At 65.5% G+C, this 17,526-nt stretch carries 17 protein-coding genes; 5 read left to right on the top strand and 12 right to left on the bottom strand.

Annotated features, from left to right (window positions below; genetic code table 11):
• Positions 1-8 precede the first annotated feature (8 nt).
• The gene (selO, locus tag CFE50_RS20850; RefSeq protein ID WP_286737117.1) at positions 9-1,469 is read left to right on the top strand and encodes a protein adenylyltransferase SelO; all 1,461 of its coding nucleotides are present in this window, start codon (positions 9-11) and stop codon (positions 1,467-1,469) included.
• Between the two features lie 157 nt (positions 1,470-1,626).
• On the opposite strand, the gene pncB is transcribed toward selO, so the two are convergent.
• The 10 genes from pncB to CFE50_RS20800 form a co-directional block, all read right to left on the bottom strand.
• Entirely contained in the window at positions 1,627-2,829 is a 1,203-nt protein-coding gene (pncB, locus tag CFE50_RS20845) for a nicotinate phosphoribosyltransferase (RefSeq protein ID WP_007161940.1), read from the bottom strand.
• Between the two features lie 83 nt (positions 2,830-2,912).
• Positions 2,913-3,131, bottom strand: coding sequence for a hypothetical protein (locus CFE50_RS20840; RefSeq protein WP_177416716.1), 219 nt, complete (start codon positions 3,129-3,131; stop codon positions 2,913-2,915).
• A complete protein-coding gene (locus tag CFE50_RS20835; RefSeq protein WP_007161938.1) occupies positions 3,128-3,826 on the bottom strand; it encodes a lipopolysaccharide kinase InaA family protein in 699 nt (232 codons plus the stop codon). The genes CFE50_RS20840 and CFE50_RS20835 overlap by 4 nt, the downstream gene beginning before the upstream one ends.
• 28 nt (positions 3,827-3,854) lie before the next feature.
• Positions 3,855-4,541, bottom strand: a complete 687-nt coding sequence (locus CFE50_RS20830; protein WP_027598537.1) for a class I SAM-dependent methyltransferase — start codon at positions 4,539-4,541, stop codon at positions 3,855-3,857.
• A gap of 91 nt (positions 4,542-4,632) precedes the next feature.
• On the bottom strand, positions 4,633-5,922 hold the full coding sequence (locus tag CFE50_RS20825; protein ID WP_286737116.1) for a sensor histidine kinase: 1,290 nt from the start codon (positions 5,920-5,922) through the stop codon (positions 4,633-4,635).
• 2 nt (positions 5,923-5,924) lie between these two features.
• Positions 5,925-6,599, bottom strand: coding sequence for a response regulator transcription factor (locus CFE50_RS20820; protein ID WP_007161935.1), 675 nt, complete (start codon positions 6,597-6,599; stop codon positions 5,925-5,927).
• A 177-nt stretch (positions 6,600-6,776) separates the two neighbouring features.
• Positions 6,777-8,417, bottom strand: coding sequence for a chaperonin GroEL (gene groL / locus CFE50_RS20815; protein ID WP_027598535.1), 1,641 nt, complete (start codon positions 8,415-8,417; stop codon positions 6,777-6,779).
• A gap of 39 nt (positions 8,418-8,456) precedes the next feature.
• Positions 8,457-8,750 (bottom strand): co-chaperone GroES, encoded by a 294-nt coding sequence (locus CFE50_RS20810; protein WP_007161933.1) that lies wholly within the window; start codon positions 8,748-8,750, stop codon positions 8,457-8,459.
• Positions 8,751-8,939: 189 nt separating this feature from the next.
• Entirely contained in the window at positions 8,940-9,407 is a 468-nt protein-coding gene (locus CFE50_RS20805) for an FxsA family protein (protein WP_027598534.1), read from the bottom strand.
• Between the two features lie 151 nt (positions 9,408-9,558).
• The gene (locus CFE50_RS20800; RefSeq protein ID WP_286737115.1) at positions 9,559-10,566 is read right to left on the bottom strand and encodes a DUF481 domain-containing protein; all 1,008 of its coding nucleotides are present in this window, start codon (positions 10,564-10,566) and stop codon (positions 9,559-9,561) included.
• Between the two features lie 240 nt (positions 10,567-10,806).
• On the opposite strand from CFE50_RS20800, the gene CFE50_RS20795 reads away from it, so the two are divergent.
• Both CFE50_RS20795 and CFE50_RS20790 read left to right on the top strand, forming a co-directional pair.
• Positions 10,807-11,145, top strand: a complete 339-nt coding sequence (locus CFE50_RS20795; protein ID WP_007161930.1) for an MGMT family protein — start codon at positions 10,807-10,809, stop codon at positions 11,143-11,145.
• 28 nt (positions 11,146-11,173) lie between these two features.
• Complete coding sequence (locus CFE50_RS20790; RefSeq protein WP_042136920.1) at positions 11,174-12,895, top strand: AmpG family muropeptide MFS transporter; 1,722 nt, start codon at positions 11,174-11,176, stop codon at positions 12,893-12,895.
• Between the two features lie 33 nt (positions 12,896-12,928).
• Here CFE50_RS20790 and CFE50_RS20785 read toward each other — a convergent pair whose 3' ends face one another.
• Both CFE50_RS20785 and CFE50_RS20780 read right to left on the bottom strand, forming a co-directional pair.
• A complete protein-coding gene (locus CFE50_RS20785; protein ID WP_044342171.1) occupies positions 12,929-13,801 on the bottom strand; it encodes a mechanosensitive ion channel family protein in 873 nt (290 codons plus the stop codon).
• A 98-nt stretch (positions 13,802-13,899) separates the two neighbouring features.
• Entirely contained in the window at positions 13,900-14,379 is a 480-nt protein-coding gene (locus tag CFE50_RS20780) for a YajQ family cyclic di-GMP-binding protein (RefSeq protein ID WP_286737114.1), read from the bottom strand.
• Between the two features lie 123 nt (positions 14,380-14,502).
• Here CFE50_RS20780 and CFE50_RS20775 point away from each other — a divergent pair, with 123 nt between their 5' ends.
• Complete coding sequence (locus CFE50_RS20775) at positions 14,503-15,417, top strand: putative 2-dehydropantoate 2-reductase (protein ID WP_286737113.1); 915 nt, start codon at positions 14,503-14,505, stop codon at positions 15,415-15,417.
• 43 nt (positions 15,418-15,460) lie between these two features.
• A complete protein-coding gene (locus CFE50_RS20770; protein WP_286737112.1) occupies positions 15,461-17,482 on the top strand; it encodes a sensor histidine kinase in 2,022 nt (673 codons plus the stop codon).
• The last annotated feature ends 44 nt before the right edge of the window (positions 17,483-17,526 follow it).

The raw sequence follows: 17,526 nt of genomic DNA, 5'->3' as shown, positions 1-17,526 counted from the left end.
GGAGACCCATGAAACAGCTGCTCGACCTGACCTTCGACAACAGATTCGCCCGTCTGGGCGATGACTTCTCCACCCGTATCGACCCCCGGCCGCTGGACGATCCGCGGCTGGTGGTCGCTTCGCCCGCCGCCCTGGCCCTGCTGGACCTGGATCCGGCGGTGGCCGCGACGCCCGAGTTCACCCAGGTGTTCGCCGGCGCCCAGCTCTGGGACAGCGCAGAGCCCCGGGCCATGGTCTATTCCGGCCACCAGTTCGGCTCCTACAACCCCCGCCTCGGCGATGGCCGCGGCCTGCTGCTGGGCGAGGTGGTCAACGACCGCGGCGAGCACTGGGATCTGCACCTCAAGGGTGCCGGCCTCACGCCGTTCTCGCGCATGGGCGACGGCCGCGCCGTGCTGCGCTCTTCCATCCGCGAATTCCTCGCCTCCGAGGCCCTGCACGCCCTGGGCATCCCGACCACCCGCGCCCTCTGCGTGATCGGCTCCAGCACCCAGGTGGTGCGCGAGCGGCTGGAAACCGGCGCCACCCTGTTGCGGATGGCCCCCAGTCATGTGCGCTTCGGCCACTTCGAATACTTCTACTACACCCGCCAGCACTCGCTGCTGGAGCAACTGGGCGAACACGTCCTGGCCGCGCACTTCCCCGACCTGCTGGGCACCCCGGAACCCTGGGCGGCGCTGTTTCGCGAGGTGGTCGAACGCAACGCCCGGCTGATCGCCTACTGGCAGGCCTACGGCTTCTGCCATGGGGTGATGAACACCGACAACTTTTCGATCCTGGGTCTCACCTTCGATTTCGGCCCCTTCGCCTTCCTCGACGACTTCGACGCCCAGTTCATCTGCAACCACTCCGATCACACGGGGCGCTACTCCTACAGCAACCAGGTGCCCATCGCCCACTGGAACCTGGCGGCCCTGGCCCAGGCCCTGACGCCCAAGGTGGCGGTCGAGACGCTGCAGGAGAGCATCGCCCTCTTCCTGCCGCTGTATCAGGCGCACTACCTCGACCTGATGCGCCGGCGTCTGGGTCTGCAGGCAGCGCGTGACGAAGACCAGGAACTGGTCGAACGCCTGCTGGCCCTGATGCAGCAGGGCGGCGTGGACTATCACCTGTTCTTCCGCCAGCTGGGCGAAGACGAACCCGCCGCGGCGCTGGCCCGGGTGCGCGAGGACTTCATCGACCTGCGCGGCTTCGACGACTGGAGCCAGGCCTATCGCACCCGCCTGGACGCCGAAGGCGGCGCGGCGGCCGAGCGCACCACCCGCATGAACGCGGTCAATCCGCTGTTCGTGCTGCGCAACTACCTGGCCCAGCAGGCGATCGAGCAGGCCGAAGCGGGCGACTACCGCGAGGTGCGCCTGCTGCACGAGGTGCTGTCACGCCCCTTCGAGGCTCAGCCGGGACGCGAACGCTTCGCCCAGCGGCCGCCGGACTGGGGCAAGCATCTGGAGATCAGCTGCTCGTCCTGAAACCAATCGTCGGCACTCGGAGGCTGTTCAAAGTCTCGCGAGCTAGAGCCAAACAAGGCGAAAAGACCTGAGGAAGCGGAGTTTACGAGTAGTAAATGAGCATTCTGAAGGGCTTTTCAACGCCGTTTGGCCGACGCGCAGCAGACTTTGAATAGGCTCAGGCGCCGTTGACCTGGAAGACGTGCCGCAGATAGTGCAGGAAGTCGGGATCGCCGCCTTGGGCCTTGCCCGGGGCGTCGGAGATCTTCGCCACCGGCTGGCCGTTGCAGCGACTCATCTTGAGCACCATGTTCATCGGCTGCACCCCCGGGATGTCGCAGGTGAAATGGGTGCCGATGCCAAAGCTCACGTTGATCCGCTCGCGCAGGGCCCGGAACAGCGCGAGGGCCTTTTCCAGATTGAGCGAATCGGAAAACACCAGGGTCTTGGTCAGGGGATCGATGCCCAGCTGCTGATAGTGGGCGATGGCCTTTTCCGCCCACTGCAGGGGATCGCCGCTGTCATGGCGCAGGCCGTCGAACAGCTTGGCGAAGTAGAGATCGAAATCGCGCAGGAAGGCATCCATGGTGATGGTGTCGGTCAGGGCGATGCCGAGTTGTCCGCGATACTCCCTTACCCAGCAGTCGAGGGCGGCGATCTGGCTGTCGATCAGCCGCGGACCCAGTTGCTGGTGCGCCATCAGCCACTCGTGGGCCATGGTACCCAGGGGTGCGACGCCCAGCTTCCAGGCCAGGTGGACGTTGCTGGTGCCGACGAAGCGACCGGGGAAGTCGTCCCTGAGGCTGCGTACCACCATCTCCTGCACGCCATAGGAGAAGCGCCGCCGGGTGCCGAAGTCGGCCATCTTGAATTCGGCCAGTTCGTCGGCGCCCGCCTCCCGGGCCAGCCAGTCGAACTTGCGATAGAGCTGATCCCGGGCCACCTGCAGCGGCAGGTCGGCATGGCGCTGGCGATTGCGCACCTCGCTGATCAGCGCCAGGATCGGCACCTCGAACAGGATCAGGTGCAGCCAGGGGCCTTTCAGGGTCAGGGTGAAGCGCCCCTCCTCCTCACCAAGGAACACATAGGAGGGATTGAAACGGAACAGTCGCAGGAAACGGATAAAGTCGGGGGTGATGAAGGGGATGCGCTCGAGAAAGGCCAGCTGGCTGTCGCTGATGGCGACATCGGCCAGAGCATCGATCTCGGCCTGGATGGCCGCGTGGTAGGGACGCAGGTCCTCGTCGTTGCGACAGCGAAAGGCCCACTCGACTTCCGCATTGGGATAGTTGTGCAGGACGGCCTGCATCATGGTGAGCTTGTAGAAGTCGGTGTCCAGCAGGCTCTGCACGGCCTGCTCGGAAAAACTATCGGCCATCATTGGCGGGGGCTCGGCAGCTAGAAGTCAGACGACAGGATGCCCAACTTGCCGAGGAAGCGAAAGGCGCTTGACCGCCCGAGGGCCTAGCGGTTGTGGGTCTGCGTCATGCCGAAGAGAAACAGCAGCAGGTCCTGGCTACCGGTGCTGGAGGTGGTCAGGCTGCGGGTGACCGGTGTCTGGCAGTAGTCCAGCCCCTCGCTGCCGACGACCACGGCCGCCGGCCGTAGCCAGCTCGCATAGGCCAGGGTGGTAACCCCGCAGAAAGCCGCGATCAGCAAACCTCGAGTAATTTGTGAAGTCATGGCTCTAACCCTCTGATCTTCCGTCCCAACGCCTGTTGGTAAACGTAGAGGAGAGTTCGCCATTGCGCAGCGTTCCACGACGAATGGCGGCGTAATTGCAGCATATCCCGACGAGCGGCCGTGTCTATACCGAGGCGCTGGCGACATTTCTCAAGATCGAGCAGGGCCACCGAGAATTCCTTGCCCTGGGGGCCGGCTCGTTCGGCGACAAAGATGTGCTTGGGATAGAGGCAACCGTGCTGCCAGCGATGCCGGTGCATGCGCGCCAGCACCTCACCGAGGGTGGCCAGGAACCGCTCGTGCTCGGCCTCGCTGAGCGCCTTGCCACCGCCTTCGGCATACCAGTGATCGAGGTCCTGGTAGCCTTCCAGGGCCGCGCTCACCAGCAGGGCGCGCCAGCCGCCCTGGGCATGCTGGGCATCGCAGAACAGCAATTCGGGAACCTGGATGCCCAGGTCGCGAAAGGCGATCAGTGCATCGCGCTCGCGCAGGGCGGTGGGACGCCCCAGGGGGTGACGCAGGCTGCGATAGAGGTGGCCGACCTGGCGCTTGACGTAGGCCAGGGTACCGTCAGGGAGTTGCAGGCGCTGGACACCGCTTTCGCCACCACGGCGGACGTTGGGCGCTTCCACCCAATCGCCCGCAGTGTTCCACCAGCGATCGAAACGCTCTTCACCTTGCGTCACGGCTCCCATCGGCTGCCTCTCTTATTCTGAAATAGCTTCAATTGGCCTTGCGCAGGACGTAGACCCGCCACATGGCATAGCCCGGCAGGAAATCCAGGGCCCGGTCGACGACAAAGCCGGCCTGGGCGACTTCCGCCTCGAACTGGCTGCGCTCGACGATAAATCTGTTCTGATAACCGCCGCGGTCGCGGCCCTGGGCCTTGCGCCGGCGCTCCAGCGCCTGACGCCGCCAGGCCTTGAAGTTGCCGTCCACCCACAGCGACAGGATGACGCTGTCGCGGGTCACCCGATGGAACTCCTGCAGCAGGGCCAGACGGTCCGCCGATTCGCCCACATGGTGAAACAAACGCATACAGAAAATGCAATCTACAGAATTGTCGGACAAGTCGATAGCGAAAGCCGACGTCTGTAGCGTCTTCACCCGGGCCACGACGTCCGCGGGCTGCTGTTCACGGGCGGTGGCCAGCATGTTTTCCGAGTAGTCGGCGCCGATGATCAGGCGATTGCGCTTCTCCGCCAGCAGCGGCCAGAAGCGGCCGGCGCCACTGGGCAGATCCAGCACCAGATTGGGCTGGCCGGCGATGCTCAGGGCCTGCCGGGCGAGCTGCTGGTCGCGCCAGTTGGACAGGCGCCGGGCCAGGCCGTCCTGATGCTTCAGGTAATACTGGCGGGCGTGGTCGGCGTCGTACTTTTGCGAAAAGGGCAGGTCGATGGGCGCTTTCACGGAGGCGGCTCCTGAGGGAGTGGAGAAGTGCCGCCACCCTACCCAGGCCCCTGTCAAACCGCGGTCAAGGCGTTGTGAAAATTCTGTAACCTCAGTCCGCTAGGCTGTCGCTGCCCAGCGCTATCTCGAAGCGACAGCCACCCGCCGCGCTGTCACCCAGGGTCACGGTCCAGCCTTGCAGCTGGCAGATCCTGCGGACCAGCGACAGCCCCAGTCCGAGGCCTTCGCCCCGCCCCTCGGCGCCCCGCACGAAAGGCTGGAACATCGCCTCGCGCTGCTCCTCGGGAATGCCGACGCCGCTGTCTTCCACCACGAAGCCGTCCGCTCCGACCTGCAGGCCGATATAGCCCCGCTCGGTGTAATGCAGCGCATTGCGCAGCAGATTGCTCATCACCGAACGCAGGAAGGGCTCGTGCCAGAGCGCCTGGTCGGCCTCCGGCGCCACGCTCAGCCGCCACTGCAGACCCTTGGCTTCCACCGCCGCCTGCCATTCCTGCGTCTGGCGCCGCGCCACCTGGGCCAGGGTGGCACGCGGCGCCTGGGTGTCGTTGTCGCCCTGATTGCGCGCCAGGGCGAGAAAGGTCTGCACCAGCTCCTGCATCTCCCGCGCCGCGCGGGTCATGCGCTCCAGCGGCCCCTTCGCCCGGGCTGGCAGGTCAGGCGTGGCCTCGAGCAATTCACAGGAGGAATTGATCACCATCAGCGGAGTGCGCAACTCGTGGCTGACGTCGCTGGTGAACAGCCGCTCCCGGGCCAGGGCGGCGCGCAGGCGATTCAGGGCGTCGTCGAAAGCGCCGGCCAACTCACCGACCTCGTCCTTGGCATAGTCCGGCGCCAGGGGCGGCGTCACATCGAGCAGCTGATCACGCCGGCGCACCTGACGCGCCAGCCGCACCACCGGGGCGATCACCCGCCGCGCCAGGGCCCAGCCCAGCAGCCAGGCCAGGGCCACGCTGATCAGGAAGCCAACCAGCACCACCTTGTAGAGCAGCCGTTCGCGCGCCTCGAAGTCGCTCTGGTTCTGCAGCAGGACGAAGTGATTGCCCTCCAGCTCGGCCACATAGGCATAGAAATACTGCTGGTCCTCTTCCACCTCGCTGAAGCCGGCCGGCAGCTCGCGCAAGTGGGCAGGCAACTGCCCCACCTCGGCGAGGGGCACGAAATACAGGCGCATGTCGGGATCCAGCACCGGCTGGCCACCGCGTTTCATGTCGCGCTGCACCATGCGCTCCAGTTCGTTGCGCAGGTCGGTGGAGATCAGCCGCTCTTCCACGGTGTGCACCACCGCGACGATGCCCAGGGAAAACACCCCGCCGACCAGGAAGGTCATCAGCACGAAGGCGATGACGATCCGCCGTGACAGGCTCAGGTGATACTCCATGGCTACTCCTGCTCGACCAGTTTGTAGCCCACCCCGTGGATGGTGCGCAGCAGCGGCTGCTCGAAAGGCTTGTCGATCACCTGGCGCAACTGGTGGACGTGGCTGCGCAGGCTGTCGCTGTCGGGGTAGTCCTCGCCCCATACCGCCTCCTCCAGCACCTCGCGCCGCACCACGTGGGGCGACTTCTGCATCAGCAGGGCGAGGATCTTGAGGCCGATGGGATTGAGCTTGAGCGGCTTGCCGGCACGACTGACCTCCAGGGTGTCCAGGTCATAGCTGAGATCGGCGACCTGCAGCTGGCGGCGCCCGCCGCCCTTGGCCCGGCGCATCACCGCCTCGACACGAGCGGCCAGCTCGGACAGGGCGAAGGGCTTGACCAGATAGTCGTCGGCGCCGGAGCGAAAGCCTTCCAGGCGATCATCGAGCTGGTCGCGGGCAGTGAGCATGATCACCGGGGTGTCGCGGCGGGCATCCTGGCGCAGCCGCTGGCAGAGGGTGTAGCCATCGATACCCGGCAGCATGATGTCGAGGATCAGCAGGTCATAGTGTTCGGTCGCCGCCAGGTGCAGGCCCGACAGCCCATCCTGGGCGCAATCCACGCTGTAGCCCTTCAGGCTGAGGTAATCCAGCAGGTTGCTGAGGATGTCCTTGTTGTCTTCCACCACCAGGATACGCATGTCGCTGACCTCATTGCCCGAGCCCGCTGCGGGCCTCGTTGTCGTCTGTTCGGCACAGAGCCTAACCGCCCCCGGCGACCGCGACCAGCGCCGGGCGGGCCAAAGGCCGGCCATAAAAAAACCCCGGTGTCCGCGAGGAGCACCGGGGTTGGCTCGGCCCGGGGGCCGGAGCGGCTCTTACATCATGCCGCCCATGCCACCCATGCCGCCCATGTCGGGCATGGCCGGGGCTGCGTCGTCTTTCGGCAGCTCAGCCACGATGGCTTCGGTGGTGATCAGCAGACCGGCGATGGAGGAAGCGGCCTGCAGCGCGCTGCGGGTCACCTTGGCCGGGTCGATGATGCCGAATTCCAGCATGTCGCCGTATTCGCCGGTAGCGGCGTTGTAGCCGTAGTTACCGCTGCCCTGCTTGACCTTGTCCAGCACGACGGAGGCTTCGTCACCGGCGTTGGTCACGATCTGGCGCAGGGGCGCTTCGACGGCGCGACGCAGGATGTTGATACCGGCGTTCTGCTCTTCGTTGATGCCTTTCAGGTCTTTCAGAGCTTCCAGGGCACGCACCAGGGCGACACCGCCGCCAGGCACCACGCCTTCTTCCACCGCAGCACGGGTCGCGTGCAGGGCGTCTTCAACGCGGGCCTTCTTCTCTTTCATCTCGACTTCGGTGGCAGCGCCAACCTTGATCACGGCAACACCGCCGGCCAGCTTGGCCAGACGCTCTTGCAGCTTCTCCTTGTCGTAGTCGGAAGAGGTTTCTTCGACCTGGGCACGGATCTGCTTGATACGGGCCTGGATGTCGGCTTCGACGCCAGCGCCGTCGATGACGGTGGTGTTTTCCTTGTTCAGGACCACACGCTTGGCTTGACCCAGGTGCTCCAGGGTGGTGCTTTCCAGGCTCAGGCCGACTTCTTCGGAGATGACGGTACCGCCGGTCAGGATGGCGATGTCCTGCAGCATGGCCTTGCGACGATCACCGAAGCCGGGCGCCTTGACGGCAGCGACCTTGACGATACCGCGCATGTTGTTGACCACCAGGGTGGCCAGGGCTTCGCCTTCGACGTCTTCGGCGACGATCAGCAGCGGGCGACCGGCCTTGGCGACGGATTCCAGCACCGGCAGCAGTTCGCGGATGTTGGAGATCTTCTTGTCGACCAGCAGCAGCAGCGGGCTGTCCAGCTCGGCGGACATGGTGTCGGGCTTGTTGATGAAGTAGGGCGACAGGTAGCCACGGTCGAACTGCATGCCTTCGACGACGGACAGTTCGTTTTCCAGGCCCGAGCCTTCTTCGACGGTGATGACGCCTTCTTTACCGACCTTCTCCATGGCTTCGGCGATGATGTTGCCGATGCTGTCGTCGGAGTTGGCGGAGATGGTGCCTACCTGGGCGATGGCCTTGCTGTCGGCGCAGGGCTTGGACAGGTTCTTCAGCTCGGCGACGACGGCCGCGGTGGCCTTGTCGATGCCGCGCTTCAGATCCATCGGGTTCAGGCCGGCGGCCACGGACTTCAGGCCTTCGGTGACGATGGCCTGAGCCAGCACGGTGGCGGTGGTGGTGCCGTCACCGGCAGCGTCGTTGGCCTTGGAGGCCACGTCTTTCACCAGCTGGGCGCCGATGTTCTCGATCTTGTCCTTGAGCTCGATTTCCTTGGCGACGGAAACGCCGTCCTTGGTAATCAGGGGAGCACCGAAGCTACGCTCCAGCACCACGTTGCGGCCTTTCGGGCCGAGGGTGGCCTTGACGGCGTCGGCCAGGGTGTTGACACCGGTCAGCAGCTTCTTGCGCGCGGAGTCACCAAATTTGACGTCTTTTGCAGCCATGTTCTGTTTCCTCTAAGAAATTCGAAAAGTGAGCGGGGATCAGCCTTCGATGACGGCCAGAATTTCGGACTCAGCCATCACCAGCAGTTCTTCGCCATCGACCTTGATGGCGTTGCTGCCGGAATAGGGACCGAAAACCACCTTGTCACCCACTTTCACCGCCGGAGCACGGACATCACCGTTGTCCAGCACGCGTCCAGTGCCTACGGCAACCACTTCACCGCGGTTCGGCTTTTCGGCAGCCGAGCCCGGCAGCACGATGCCGCCAGCGGATTTGGTCTCTTCTTCGCTGCGACGAATCACAACGCGATCATGCAGAGGACGAAGCGCCATTGTCGTATCTCCCAAAGTTCTAAGTGTTTCCAGCGCCGATGACTGCATCGGCAGTTTGTTTTTACCGGCTGCGCCGGGTGCGCCCCGTGCATGACAGGACGCGAAACCTGCTCGCCTTGCGGCGACAACCTTGCGGTGTCCGCTACATGAGGTTGTCGCCAGGCATTTCAAGGGCGGGGGGCAAAATTTTTAGTGCTTTTGCTCGTCGCGGTGCACCACTTCACCTTCGATGACCTCGGGGCGATGGGGCGCGGCCTGACCGGAGCCCGGCTGATGGCCCTGGTAGCCCTGGGCACCGGGGTTGCGCCGGGTCACCCGGCCGATCACCGCGCCCAGCAAGGCCTTGCGGGTCACCGGCAGGAGGCAGACGAGCGCCAGGACATCGCTGATGAAGCCCGGGAAGATCAGCAGGGCGCCGGCGATCGCCAGGGTCAGACCCTGGATGACCTCCTGCTCCGGCATCTGCCCCTGGGCCAGGCGCATGCGGATGCGCCAGAGGGTGGTGAAGCCGGCGACGCGCAGCAGGGCGACGCCGACCAGAAAGCTCAGCAACAGCAGGGCGAAGGTGGCGAGCACGCCGATTTCGCTGCCGATCTTGATGAGTACGGCCAGTTCCACAAAGGGGAACAGCAAGAAGAGTAAGGCGGTCACGCGCATCTCGGGTCCTTCACGGTGGAAGCCGGTTGAAAGTCAGGAGATGGAGGCGGCCGAGCCGATTTCAAGGTGGCCGCCCGACGCCGCCCGGAAACGCAAAGGCCGCGAAAATCGCGGCCTTGACGGATTGGTGCCTGCCTAGGGAAACATGACGTTACCAGGACACGCCGACACCGGCGGTGTACTCGGTCTGGTTGACGTTGCCCTCGGCACCGCTGGTCAGTTCCTTGGACGCCTTGAGGTTCAGCGACGCCCAGTTGGTCACCTTGTATCTCAGGCCGACATCGCCGTCGAAGGTGAAGTTGGCGGTGTTGTCCAGCGGCCGGCCCAGTTCACCCGTGGTGAAGAACTGGATGGTCTGGCCGTACAGGTAGCGGTTGTAGTCCCACTTCACGCTCGCCGAGAGGAACTGGTCGGAGCCGCCGTCCGAATACTGGTAACGGTTGTGGTTGAGCAGGCCGGTAAGGAAGAAGGCACCCAGCTCGTTGTCCCAGAACTGGTAACCGGGACCGGTACCCAGGGTGCGCTGCTTGGCCAGGTCCTGGATCCAGTCGCGCTTGTATTCGGCGCGGCCCTGCCAGAAGAATTTCTCGTCGAAGAAGCGATCCAGGGCGTACTGCAGACCGTACTTGCTGGTCGAGACCACGTCGTCGGTCTTGTAGCGGTCATAGCTGCCGTTGGCATTGTGCCGCCACATGCCGTGCCGGGCCTGGGTCTTGAAGTCGATGTCGTACTTTTCGCTGTCCTGGGACGAGCTGATGTAGTCCAGGCCGGCGTCGATGTTGCCCTTCCAGGCGAAGTCGCGCAGGAAGGGACGCGGCGGCACGATCTGGGTGATGCTGGCCAGGGGCACGGTCTGCTGGCCATCGGCGGTGCTGACCACCACCTGACCGTCGTCGGCCGGCTTGAGGCTTTCCACCGGGAAGTCGGGTTCGTACTTGCCGCGCTGGACGATGACGGGCTTGTCACGCTGCAGGGTCTTGATCTTGTCCCAGGACAGGGGAATGTTGCCGCCGTATTCGGTCTGCAGGAGCAGCTTCTTGCTGTCGAGCAGCTTGATGGTTCCGGTCAGGCGGTCGCCGTTCTTCAGCCAGACGGTATCGGCATGGGCGAAGGAGGCGAGTGACAACAGCGCGAGCGAGGAGAGCAATCGAAAACGCATGGGCACCAGGACACCTTTGGGTGGACTTGGGTGGAGAGGTAACGAAACGAGAGGGGCGCGATTATCCGGGTGCCGGAGACCCGCGCAACCGTTCCTGGGTAAAAGTTAGGCAAGTTTCCGCAAATACTGCCCAAAGGTCGGACGTCTTGGGAGAATGTGGTAGCTCGACACGTTTCAGCACCACCGTAACCAAACTTTTCGGCACACTGGCACTCTTCTCCCCCGGAGCAGCAGGGCGTCATGAGCGCATCCCCTCCCCTCGAACCCCGGCGTCAGGCCGTCTTCCTGGCGCTGGCCGCCATTCCCGCGGGACGGGTGGTCAGCTATGGCCAGCTGGCGGAGCTCGCCGGCCTCGGTCGCGGCGCGCGCTGGGTGGGCTGGGTGCTGGGACGCCTGCCCGAGGGCAGTGCCCTGCCCTGGCACCGGGTGATCGCCGCGGACGGCCGCCCGAGCCTGACCCGCGACAGCCCCTCTGGCCGGGAGCAACGCGAACGGTTGCGGGCCGAGGGCGTGCTGCTGCACGAGGACCGGGTGGACATGCGTCGGTACCGGTGGAATCCAGCTGAGAGTGTCGAGTAGAGTGCGCGTTTTTTCCGAGCCCAAGGGCATGTTTGCACGTTTCTGGCGTGAAGCCGTCACCACCTACAAATCCAGGGCCTGCCTGGCCCTGCTGCTGCTGGGCTTCGCCGCGGGCCTGCCGGCCATGCTGGTGTTTTCCACCCTGTCGGTCTGGCTGCGCGAAGCGGGCGTGAGTCGCGAGACCATCGGCTATGCCAGCTGGATCGGCCTGGCCTATGCCTTCAAGTGGGTCTGGTCGCCCATGCTCGACCTCTGGAAGCTGCCGCTGATCGGCAAGCTCGGCCGCCGCCGTTCCTGGCTGGTGCTGTCGCAGATCCTGGTGGGTCTGGGGCTGATCGGCATGGCGCTGTGCAATCCGCAGCAGCACCTGGAGCAGCTGATCGCCCTGGCGGTGCTGGTGGCCTTCGCCTCGGCCACCCAGGACATCGCCGTGGACGCCTATCGCCTGGAGATCGCCGACGACGACCGCCAGGCGGCCCTCGCCGCCTGCTACATGACCGGCTATCGCATCGCCGCCCTGCTGGCCAGCGCCGGCGCGCTGTTTCTCGCCGAGGAACTGGGCTCGTCCCGCCTGGGCTACAGCCAGAACGCCTGGGCCACCACCTATATGCTGTTCGCCCTGCTGGTCCTGCCCGGCCTGGTCACCAGCCTGCTGATCCGCGAGCCCGAGCCGGTAGCGCCCATGGCCATGGCGGAATCGCGCTTCGGCTTCAATCACCAGCTGGTGGCGGTCGCCCTGCTGCTGGTGATGCTGGTCTCCATCCCCGCCGCCATCAATGCCGCCATCGCCCAGGCCTGGCCGCGCGCCCTGCTCTACAGCCTGTTCATCGTCGGCTGCCTGTCGCCCTGGGGGCGCTATTGCTCCAAGCCACTGAGCGATCTCATGCGGCGCATGCGCGAACCGCTGCGACTGCGCGATGCGGCCAATGCCGAAGAGCTGCCGCGCTTCGACTTCGTCCACCAGATGGTCTCGGTGATCCTGCTGATCGTGCTCATCGTCGCCGTCACCGGTGGCCTGTCGGCGCTGGCCGGCGGCTACTGGCCGCGCGGCCTGATGTACGGCCTGATCGCCTGGCTCTGCCTCACCGCGCCGGGGCGCCGGCTGATGGCACCGGTGCTGACGCCCATCACCGAATTCATCCAGCGCTACCAGTGGCAGGCGCTGCTGCTGCTCGGCCTAATCTCCACCTATCGGCTGTCGGACACGGTCATGGGCGTGATGGCCAGCGTCTTCTATATCGACGTGGGCTACAGCAAGGAAACCATCGCCGGGGTCAGCAAGATCTTCGGGGTGTTCATGACCCTGTTCGGCGCGGGCCTGGGCGGCGTGCTGATCACCCGGGTGGGGATCCTGCCGATCCTCTTTCTCGGCGGCGCCGCCTCGGCGCTGACCAACCTGCTGTTCGTGGTGATCGCCTCCACCGGCGCCAACGTGCCGCTGCTGATCGCCACCATCTGCGCCGACAACGTCAGTGGCGGCATGGCCACCTCGGCCTTTGTCGCCTACCTGTCGAGTTTGACCAACCTCAGATTCTCGGCCACCCAGTACGCCATGCTCAGCTCGCTGATGCTGCTGTTGCCGCGGCTACTAGGCGGCTACTCGGGGGCCATGGTCGAGCACGTCGGCTACAGCTCGTTCTTCTCGCTGACCGCCCTGATGGGGGTGCCGACGCTGCTGCTGATCGCGGTGCTCTGGCTGCGCCAGCGGCGGACCGCGATACCCAGCGGTCCTTCCGGCAGCGGTCACTGAGACCGGGGCGGCTTACGGCCGCCCCGCCCTGCCCTAGGCTTCGCCGCGCGCGGCCGCAGTGGCGCGCTCGTCGCCCTTGTCGTCGATCACCTTGACCACCCGGCTGGGCAGCGCGATGTCGATGCCTTCGGCCCGCAGGCGATCGCGGATCTGCTCGTTGAAGGTGAACTGGGTGCCCCAGAAATCGCTGTTGGCGGTCCAGCAGCGCAGCGACACGGTGATGAAGGTGTCACCCAGGCCGGCCACCACGATGGCGGGCGGCGGCGTCTCCAGCACCCGCGGATCCTTGGCCATGTCGGCCAGCACCTGCTTGGCCTTCTGCAGATCGGCGTCGTAGCCGACCTTGACGTCGAAGACGATCTGCCGCGTCGCCTGGCGCGACTGGTTGGTGATGATGCCGTTGGACAGATTGCCGTTGGGCACGGTGACGGTGCGGTTGTCGCCGGTGCGCAGCACGGTATGGAAGATCTGGATCGAATCCACGGTGCCCTGCACGCCCTGGGCCTCGATGTAGTCACCGATCTTGAACGGCCGGAACAGCAGGATCAGCACCCCGCCGGCGAAGTTGGCCAGGCTGCCCTGCAGCGACAGGCCGATGGCCAGGCTAGCGGCGCCGAGGGCGGCGACGAAGGAGGTGGTGGCGATGCCGATCATGGAGGCGACGCTGATCACCAGCATCACCTTGAGACCGATGTTGACCAGGGTCACCACGAAGGTTTCCAGGGCCTGGTCCATGTGCCGCGCGGTGAACAGCGCGGCCAGTCGCCCGGTCAGGCGATTGATGATCCACCAGCCGATCCACAGGGTGATCAGGGCCAGTACCACCTTGCCGCAATATTGCAGGATCACCGGTAGCCAGGCCATGAAGGCCGTCAGCAGGTGATCGGTCTGGGCACTCAAATCCATCGTCTACCTCTCCACGCACAAGAAAAAAGTCGGGCGCGGCCTGAATGGCGGCGCCCTATGTGCGACGGACGGTAGCCCGAGAGGTTCCGAAACGCGGCTCAGTCGCGGAAGTTGTCGAACTGCAGCGGCATGCCCAGGGACTGGCCGCGCAGCAGGGCGATGACCTCCTGCAATTCGTCGCGCTTCTTGCCGCTGACGCGCACCTGCTCGCCCTGGATGGCGGCCTGGACCTTGATCTTGCTGTCCTTGATCAGGGCGACGATCTTCTTCGCCAGCTCCTTGTCGATGCCCTCGCGCAGGGTGGTCTCCTGCTTGACGGTCTTGCCGGAGGCATAGGCGTCCTTGACCTCCAGGCACTGGACGTCGATCTTGCGCTTGGCCAGGTTGACCTTGAGGATCTCCAGCATCTGCTCGAGCTGGAAATCGGCGTCGGCGGTCAGGGTGACGGTAAGGTCCTTGGCCTCGAAGCTGCCCTTGCCGCGCAGGTCGTACCGGCGCTCGAGCTCCTTCATGGCGTTGTCCACGGCGTTGGTGACTTCGTGCTTGTCCAGCTCCGATACGACGTCGAAGGAAGGCATGGATTTTCTCCTCGGTTGGGGTGGGGCAGCCTTGACGCTGCGGCCTGACCGACCATTATAACGACTGGCCCTCTTCCTCAGGAATCCGACCATGCGCAAGGAATCGACACTGGAGTCACAGCTGTGAGCTGGCACGTGCTGGGCGCCGGCAGTCTCGGCGGACTCTGGGCCGCACGGCTGTTTCGCGGTGGCGAGCCGGTCCGGCTGATCCTGCGCGATCGCACGCGCCTGGCGCAGTATCGCGCCCGCGGCGGCCTGCAACTCAGCGAAGGCGACACCACCAGCCTCTATCCGCTGCCGGCCGAGACGCCCGAGGCCGGCAATCCGATCCGCCGGCTGATCCTCGCCTGCAAGAGCTACGACGCCGAAGAAGCCATCGCCAGCGTCGCCGCGCGCCTGGAACCGGAAGCCGAGATCCTGCTGCTGCAGAACGGCCTGGGCAGCCAGGACGCCGTCGCCGCCAGGGTACCGCGGGCGCGCTGCCTGAGAGCCAGCACCACCGAGGGGGCCTATCGGGAGACCGATTTCCATGTGGTCGCGGCCGGTGCCGGGCAGATCTGGATCGGTGACCAGCTCGGCAGCCATACCCCGCCGCCCTGGCTGGATACCCTCGCCGAGCTGGGTTTCCCGGTGCGCTGGACCGACGACATCGACGCCCGCCTGTGGCGCAAGCTGGCGATCAACTGCGCCATCAATCCGCTGACCGTGCTCTATCGCTGCCGCAACGGCGAACTGCGCCAGCATCTGCCGGAGGTCACGGCGCTCTGCGACGAACTCGCGGCCCTGCTGGAAGCCATGGGCCTCGCCCCGGCGGCCCAGGGGCTGCAGCAGGAGGTCGAGGCGGTGATCGCCGCCACCGCCCACAACAGATCCTCGATGCTGCAGGACGTGGAGCGCGGCCAGCGCACCGAGGTGAGCTACCTGCTCGGCCACGCCCTGCCGATCGCCGGAAGGCTGCGCCTGCCAGTGCCGCACCTGACCGAGCTGCAGCAGCGACTGCGAGCCCGGCTCGCGGAGCGCGGATTGCCCGAGGACTAGCTGCGGGCTACCCTGCCCGCTTCCCTGTTGCCACGGCTGCGCCATGATGCTCGCCAAACGCCTGAAGAATCTCCCGGTCGGCCGCAAGTTGCTGGCTGCCCTGCTGGTGATGATGATCGCGGTGCTGGTGGTGGCCAACGTGACCTTTATCAGCGCCGCCTACTGGATCTCCCAGGAGAGCGTGGCGCCCCAGGCGCTGCAGACCCTGGGCCGGCTGTTCGCCAGCCCGGTGCTCAGCCGCGAGGTGCTGGCCTCGCCGGCGGCGGCCGAGGTGCAGCTGCGCCAGCTCGACGGCTATGCGCCGCTGCGCCTGGCCGCGGTCTACGACAGCCAGGGCCAGCGCCTGGCCGAATTGCACAATGGCGATCGGCTGCAGGTGCCGGCGCGCTTCGAAGAGCTGCAGACCTGGCGCCTGCGCGAATTCCGCACCAATCTGCTGGTGGAGCTGCCGCGTCCCGAGGGCGCTCCCGGGCATCTGCTGCTGGTGGCCAGCAGCGAACTGCCGGGGGCCTTCTACCGCGGCACCCTGACCGCCAGTCTGGCGATCCTGACCTTCAGTATCCTGCTCTGGCTGGTGGTGGCGCGGCAGATCAAGAGACTCATCACCCTGCCGATCCGCGAACTGGAAGAACTCTCGCGCCAGGTGACCCGCGAGGAGAACTATTCGCTGCGCGCCAGCAAGGGCAGCGAAGACGAACTGGGCCGCCTGGCGGAATCCTTCAACACCATGCTCGGCCGCATCCAGGGCCGCGAGCAGCAACTCAAGCGCGCCCGCGACGACGCCCAGTACGCGGTGCTTCAGGCCCAGAGCCTGGCCGAGGAGACTCGCCGCTCCAACCGCAAGCTGGAGCTGGAGGTGCAGGTCCGCGGCAAGATCGAGAAGAAGCTCACCGGCTTCCAGAACTACCTTAACAGCATCATCGACTCCATGCCCTCGGCGCTGATCGCCGTGGACGAGCAGTTCTACGTCACCCAGTGGAACCAGGAGGCCACCCACCTCTCCGGCACCCAGCTGGACGAGGCGCTGAACCAGCCGGTGTTCCTGGCCTTTCCCTCGCTCAAGCCGTTCCTGCCGCAGCTGAGTCGCACCGCCGAATTGCTGCGGGTGGAAAAGGTGGAACGGGTGACCTGGGCGCTGACCGATACCCCGCGCCACTACACCCTGACCTTCTACCCGCTGATGGGCGGCGCCGGGCGTGGCGTGGTGATCCGCATCGACGACATCACCCAGCGCCTGAACATGGAAGAGATGATGGTGCAGTCGGAAAAGATGCTCTCGGTGGGCGGCCTCGCCGCCGGCATGGCCCACGAGATCAACAATCCGCTGGGCGCCATCCTGCACAACGTGCAGAACATCCGCCGGCGGCTGTCGCCGGAGTTGCCGAAGAACGTCGAGCAGGCCGCCGAATCCGGTGTCGAGCTCAATGCGGTGAACTGCTACCTGGAGAGCCGGCAGATCCCGCGGCTGCTCGACGGCATCCACCAGGCTGGCAGCCGCGCGGCCAAGATCGTCAGCCACATGCTGGCCTTCAGTCGCCGCAGCAATCGCAAGATGGAAGCCAGCGAATTGCCGCCGCTGATCGATCAGGCCATCGAGATCGCAGGCAACGACTTCGACCTGGCCGAGGGCTTCGACTTCCGCACCCTGTCGATCATCCGCGAATTCGATCCGGCGCTGGGACCGGTGCCGGTGATTGGCAACGAACTGGAGCAGGTGCTGCTCAACCTGCTGAAGAACGCCGCCCAGGCCATCCACCTGCGCGACGACGAGGAAGAAGGCGAATACGGCCGCATCACCTTGCGCACCAAGCTGCGCGGCGGCTGGGCCGAGATCCAGGTGGAAGACAACGGCATCGGCATCCCCGAGGACATCTGCAAGCGCATCTTCGAGCCCTTCTTCACCACCAAGGAAGTGGGCCAGGGCACCGGTCTGGGCCTGTCGGTGTCGTATTTCATCATCACCAACAACCACAAGGGGCAGATGGAGGTGCACTCCACGCCCGGCGTAGGGACCTGCTTCACCCTGCGCCTGCCCCTCGTCCAGGCCGACTTCGACGCGGCCTAGGACCTCATCAGGAGCTGCGCCATGGGTTTTCGCCTCACCGAGAT

Source organism: Pseudomonas sp. PGPPP4, assembly GCF_002256045.1.
In the GTDB taxonomy this organism is placed as follows: domain Bacteria; phylum Pseudomonadota; class Gammaproteobacteria; order Pseudomonadales; family Pseudomonadaceae; genus Chryseomonas; species Chryseomonas oryzihabitans.
Note: the sequence above shows the minus strand (reverse complement) of the source record. Positions and strands in the feature narration are given on the sequence as shown.

Excerpts from the sequence above, each read along its gene's own strand:
- selO (WP_286737117.1), top strand. The coding sequence starts at position 9 with ATGAAACAGCTGCTCGACCTGACCTTCGACAACAGATTCGCCCGTCTG.
- CFE50_RS20770 (WP_286737112.1), top strand. The coding sequence starts at position 15,461 with ATGATGCTCGCCAAACGCCTGAAGAATCTCCCGGTCGGCCGCAAGTTG.
- CFE50_RS20840 (WP_177416716.1), bottom strand. The coding sequence starts at position 3,131 with ATGACTTCACAAATTACTCGAGGTTTGCTGATCGCGGCTTTCTGCGGG.
- CFE50_RS20805 (WP_027598534.1), bottom strand. The coding sequence starts at position 9,407 with ATGCGCGTGACCGCCTTACTCTTCTTGCTGTTCCCCTTTGTGGAACTG.
- CFE50_RS20795 (WP_007161930.1), top strand. The coding sequence starts at position 10,807 with ATGAGCGCATCCCCTCCCCTCGAACCCCGGCGTCAGGCCGTCTTCCTG.
- groL (WP_027598535.1), bottom strand. The coding sequence starts at position 8,417 with ATGGCTGCAAAAGACGTCAAATTTGGTGACTCCGCGCGCAAGAAGCTG.
- CFE50_RS20810 (WP_007161933.1), bottom strand. The coding sequence starts at position 8,750 with ATGGCGCTTCGTCCTCTGCATGATCGCGTTGTGATTCGTCGCAGCGAA.
- CFE50_RS20785 (WP_044342171.1), bottom strand. The coding sequence starts at position 13,801 with ATGGATTTGAGTGCCCAGACCGATCACCTGCTGACGGCCTTCATGGCC.
- CFE50_RS20825 (WP_286737116.1), bottom strand. The coding sequence starts at position 5,922 with ATGGAGTATCACCTGAGCCTGTCACGGCGGATCGTCATCGCCTTCGTG.
- CFE50_RS20800 (WP_286737115.1), bottom strand. The coding sequence starts at position 10,566 with ATGCGTTTTCGATTGCTCTCCTCGCTCGCGCTGTTGTCACTCGCCTCC.
- CFE50_RS20835 (WP_007161938.1), bottom strand. The coding sequence starts at position 3,826 with ATGGGAGCCGTGACGCAAGGTGAAGAGCGTTTCGATCGCTGGTGGAAC.
- CFE50_RS20780 (WP_286737114.1), bottom strand. The coding sequence starts at position 14,379 with ATGCCTTCCTTCGACGTCGTATCGGAGCTGGACAAGCACGAAGTCACC.
- CFE50_RS20790 (WP_042136920.1), top strand. The coding sequence starts at position 11,174 with ATGTTTGCACGTTTCTGGCGTGAAGCCGTCACCACCTACAAATCCAGG.
- CFE50_RS20820 (WP_007161935.1), bottom strand. The coding sequence starts at position 6,599 with ATGCGTATCCTGGTGGTGGAAGACAACAAGGACATCCTCAGCAACCTG.
- pncB (WP_007161940.1), bottom strand. The coding sequence starts at position 2,829 with ATGATGGCCGATAGTTTTTCCGAGCAGGCCGTGCAGAGCCTGCTGGAC.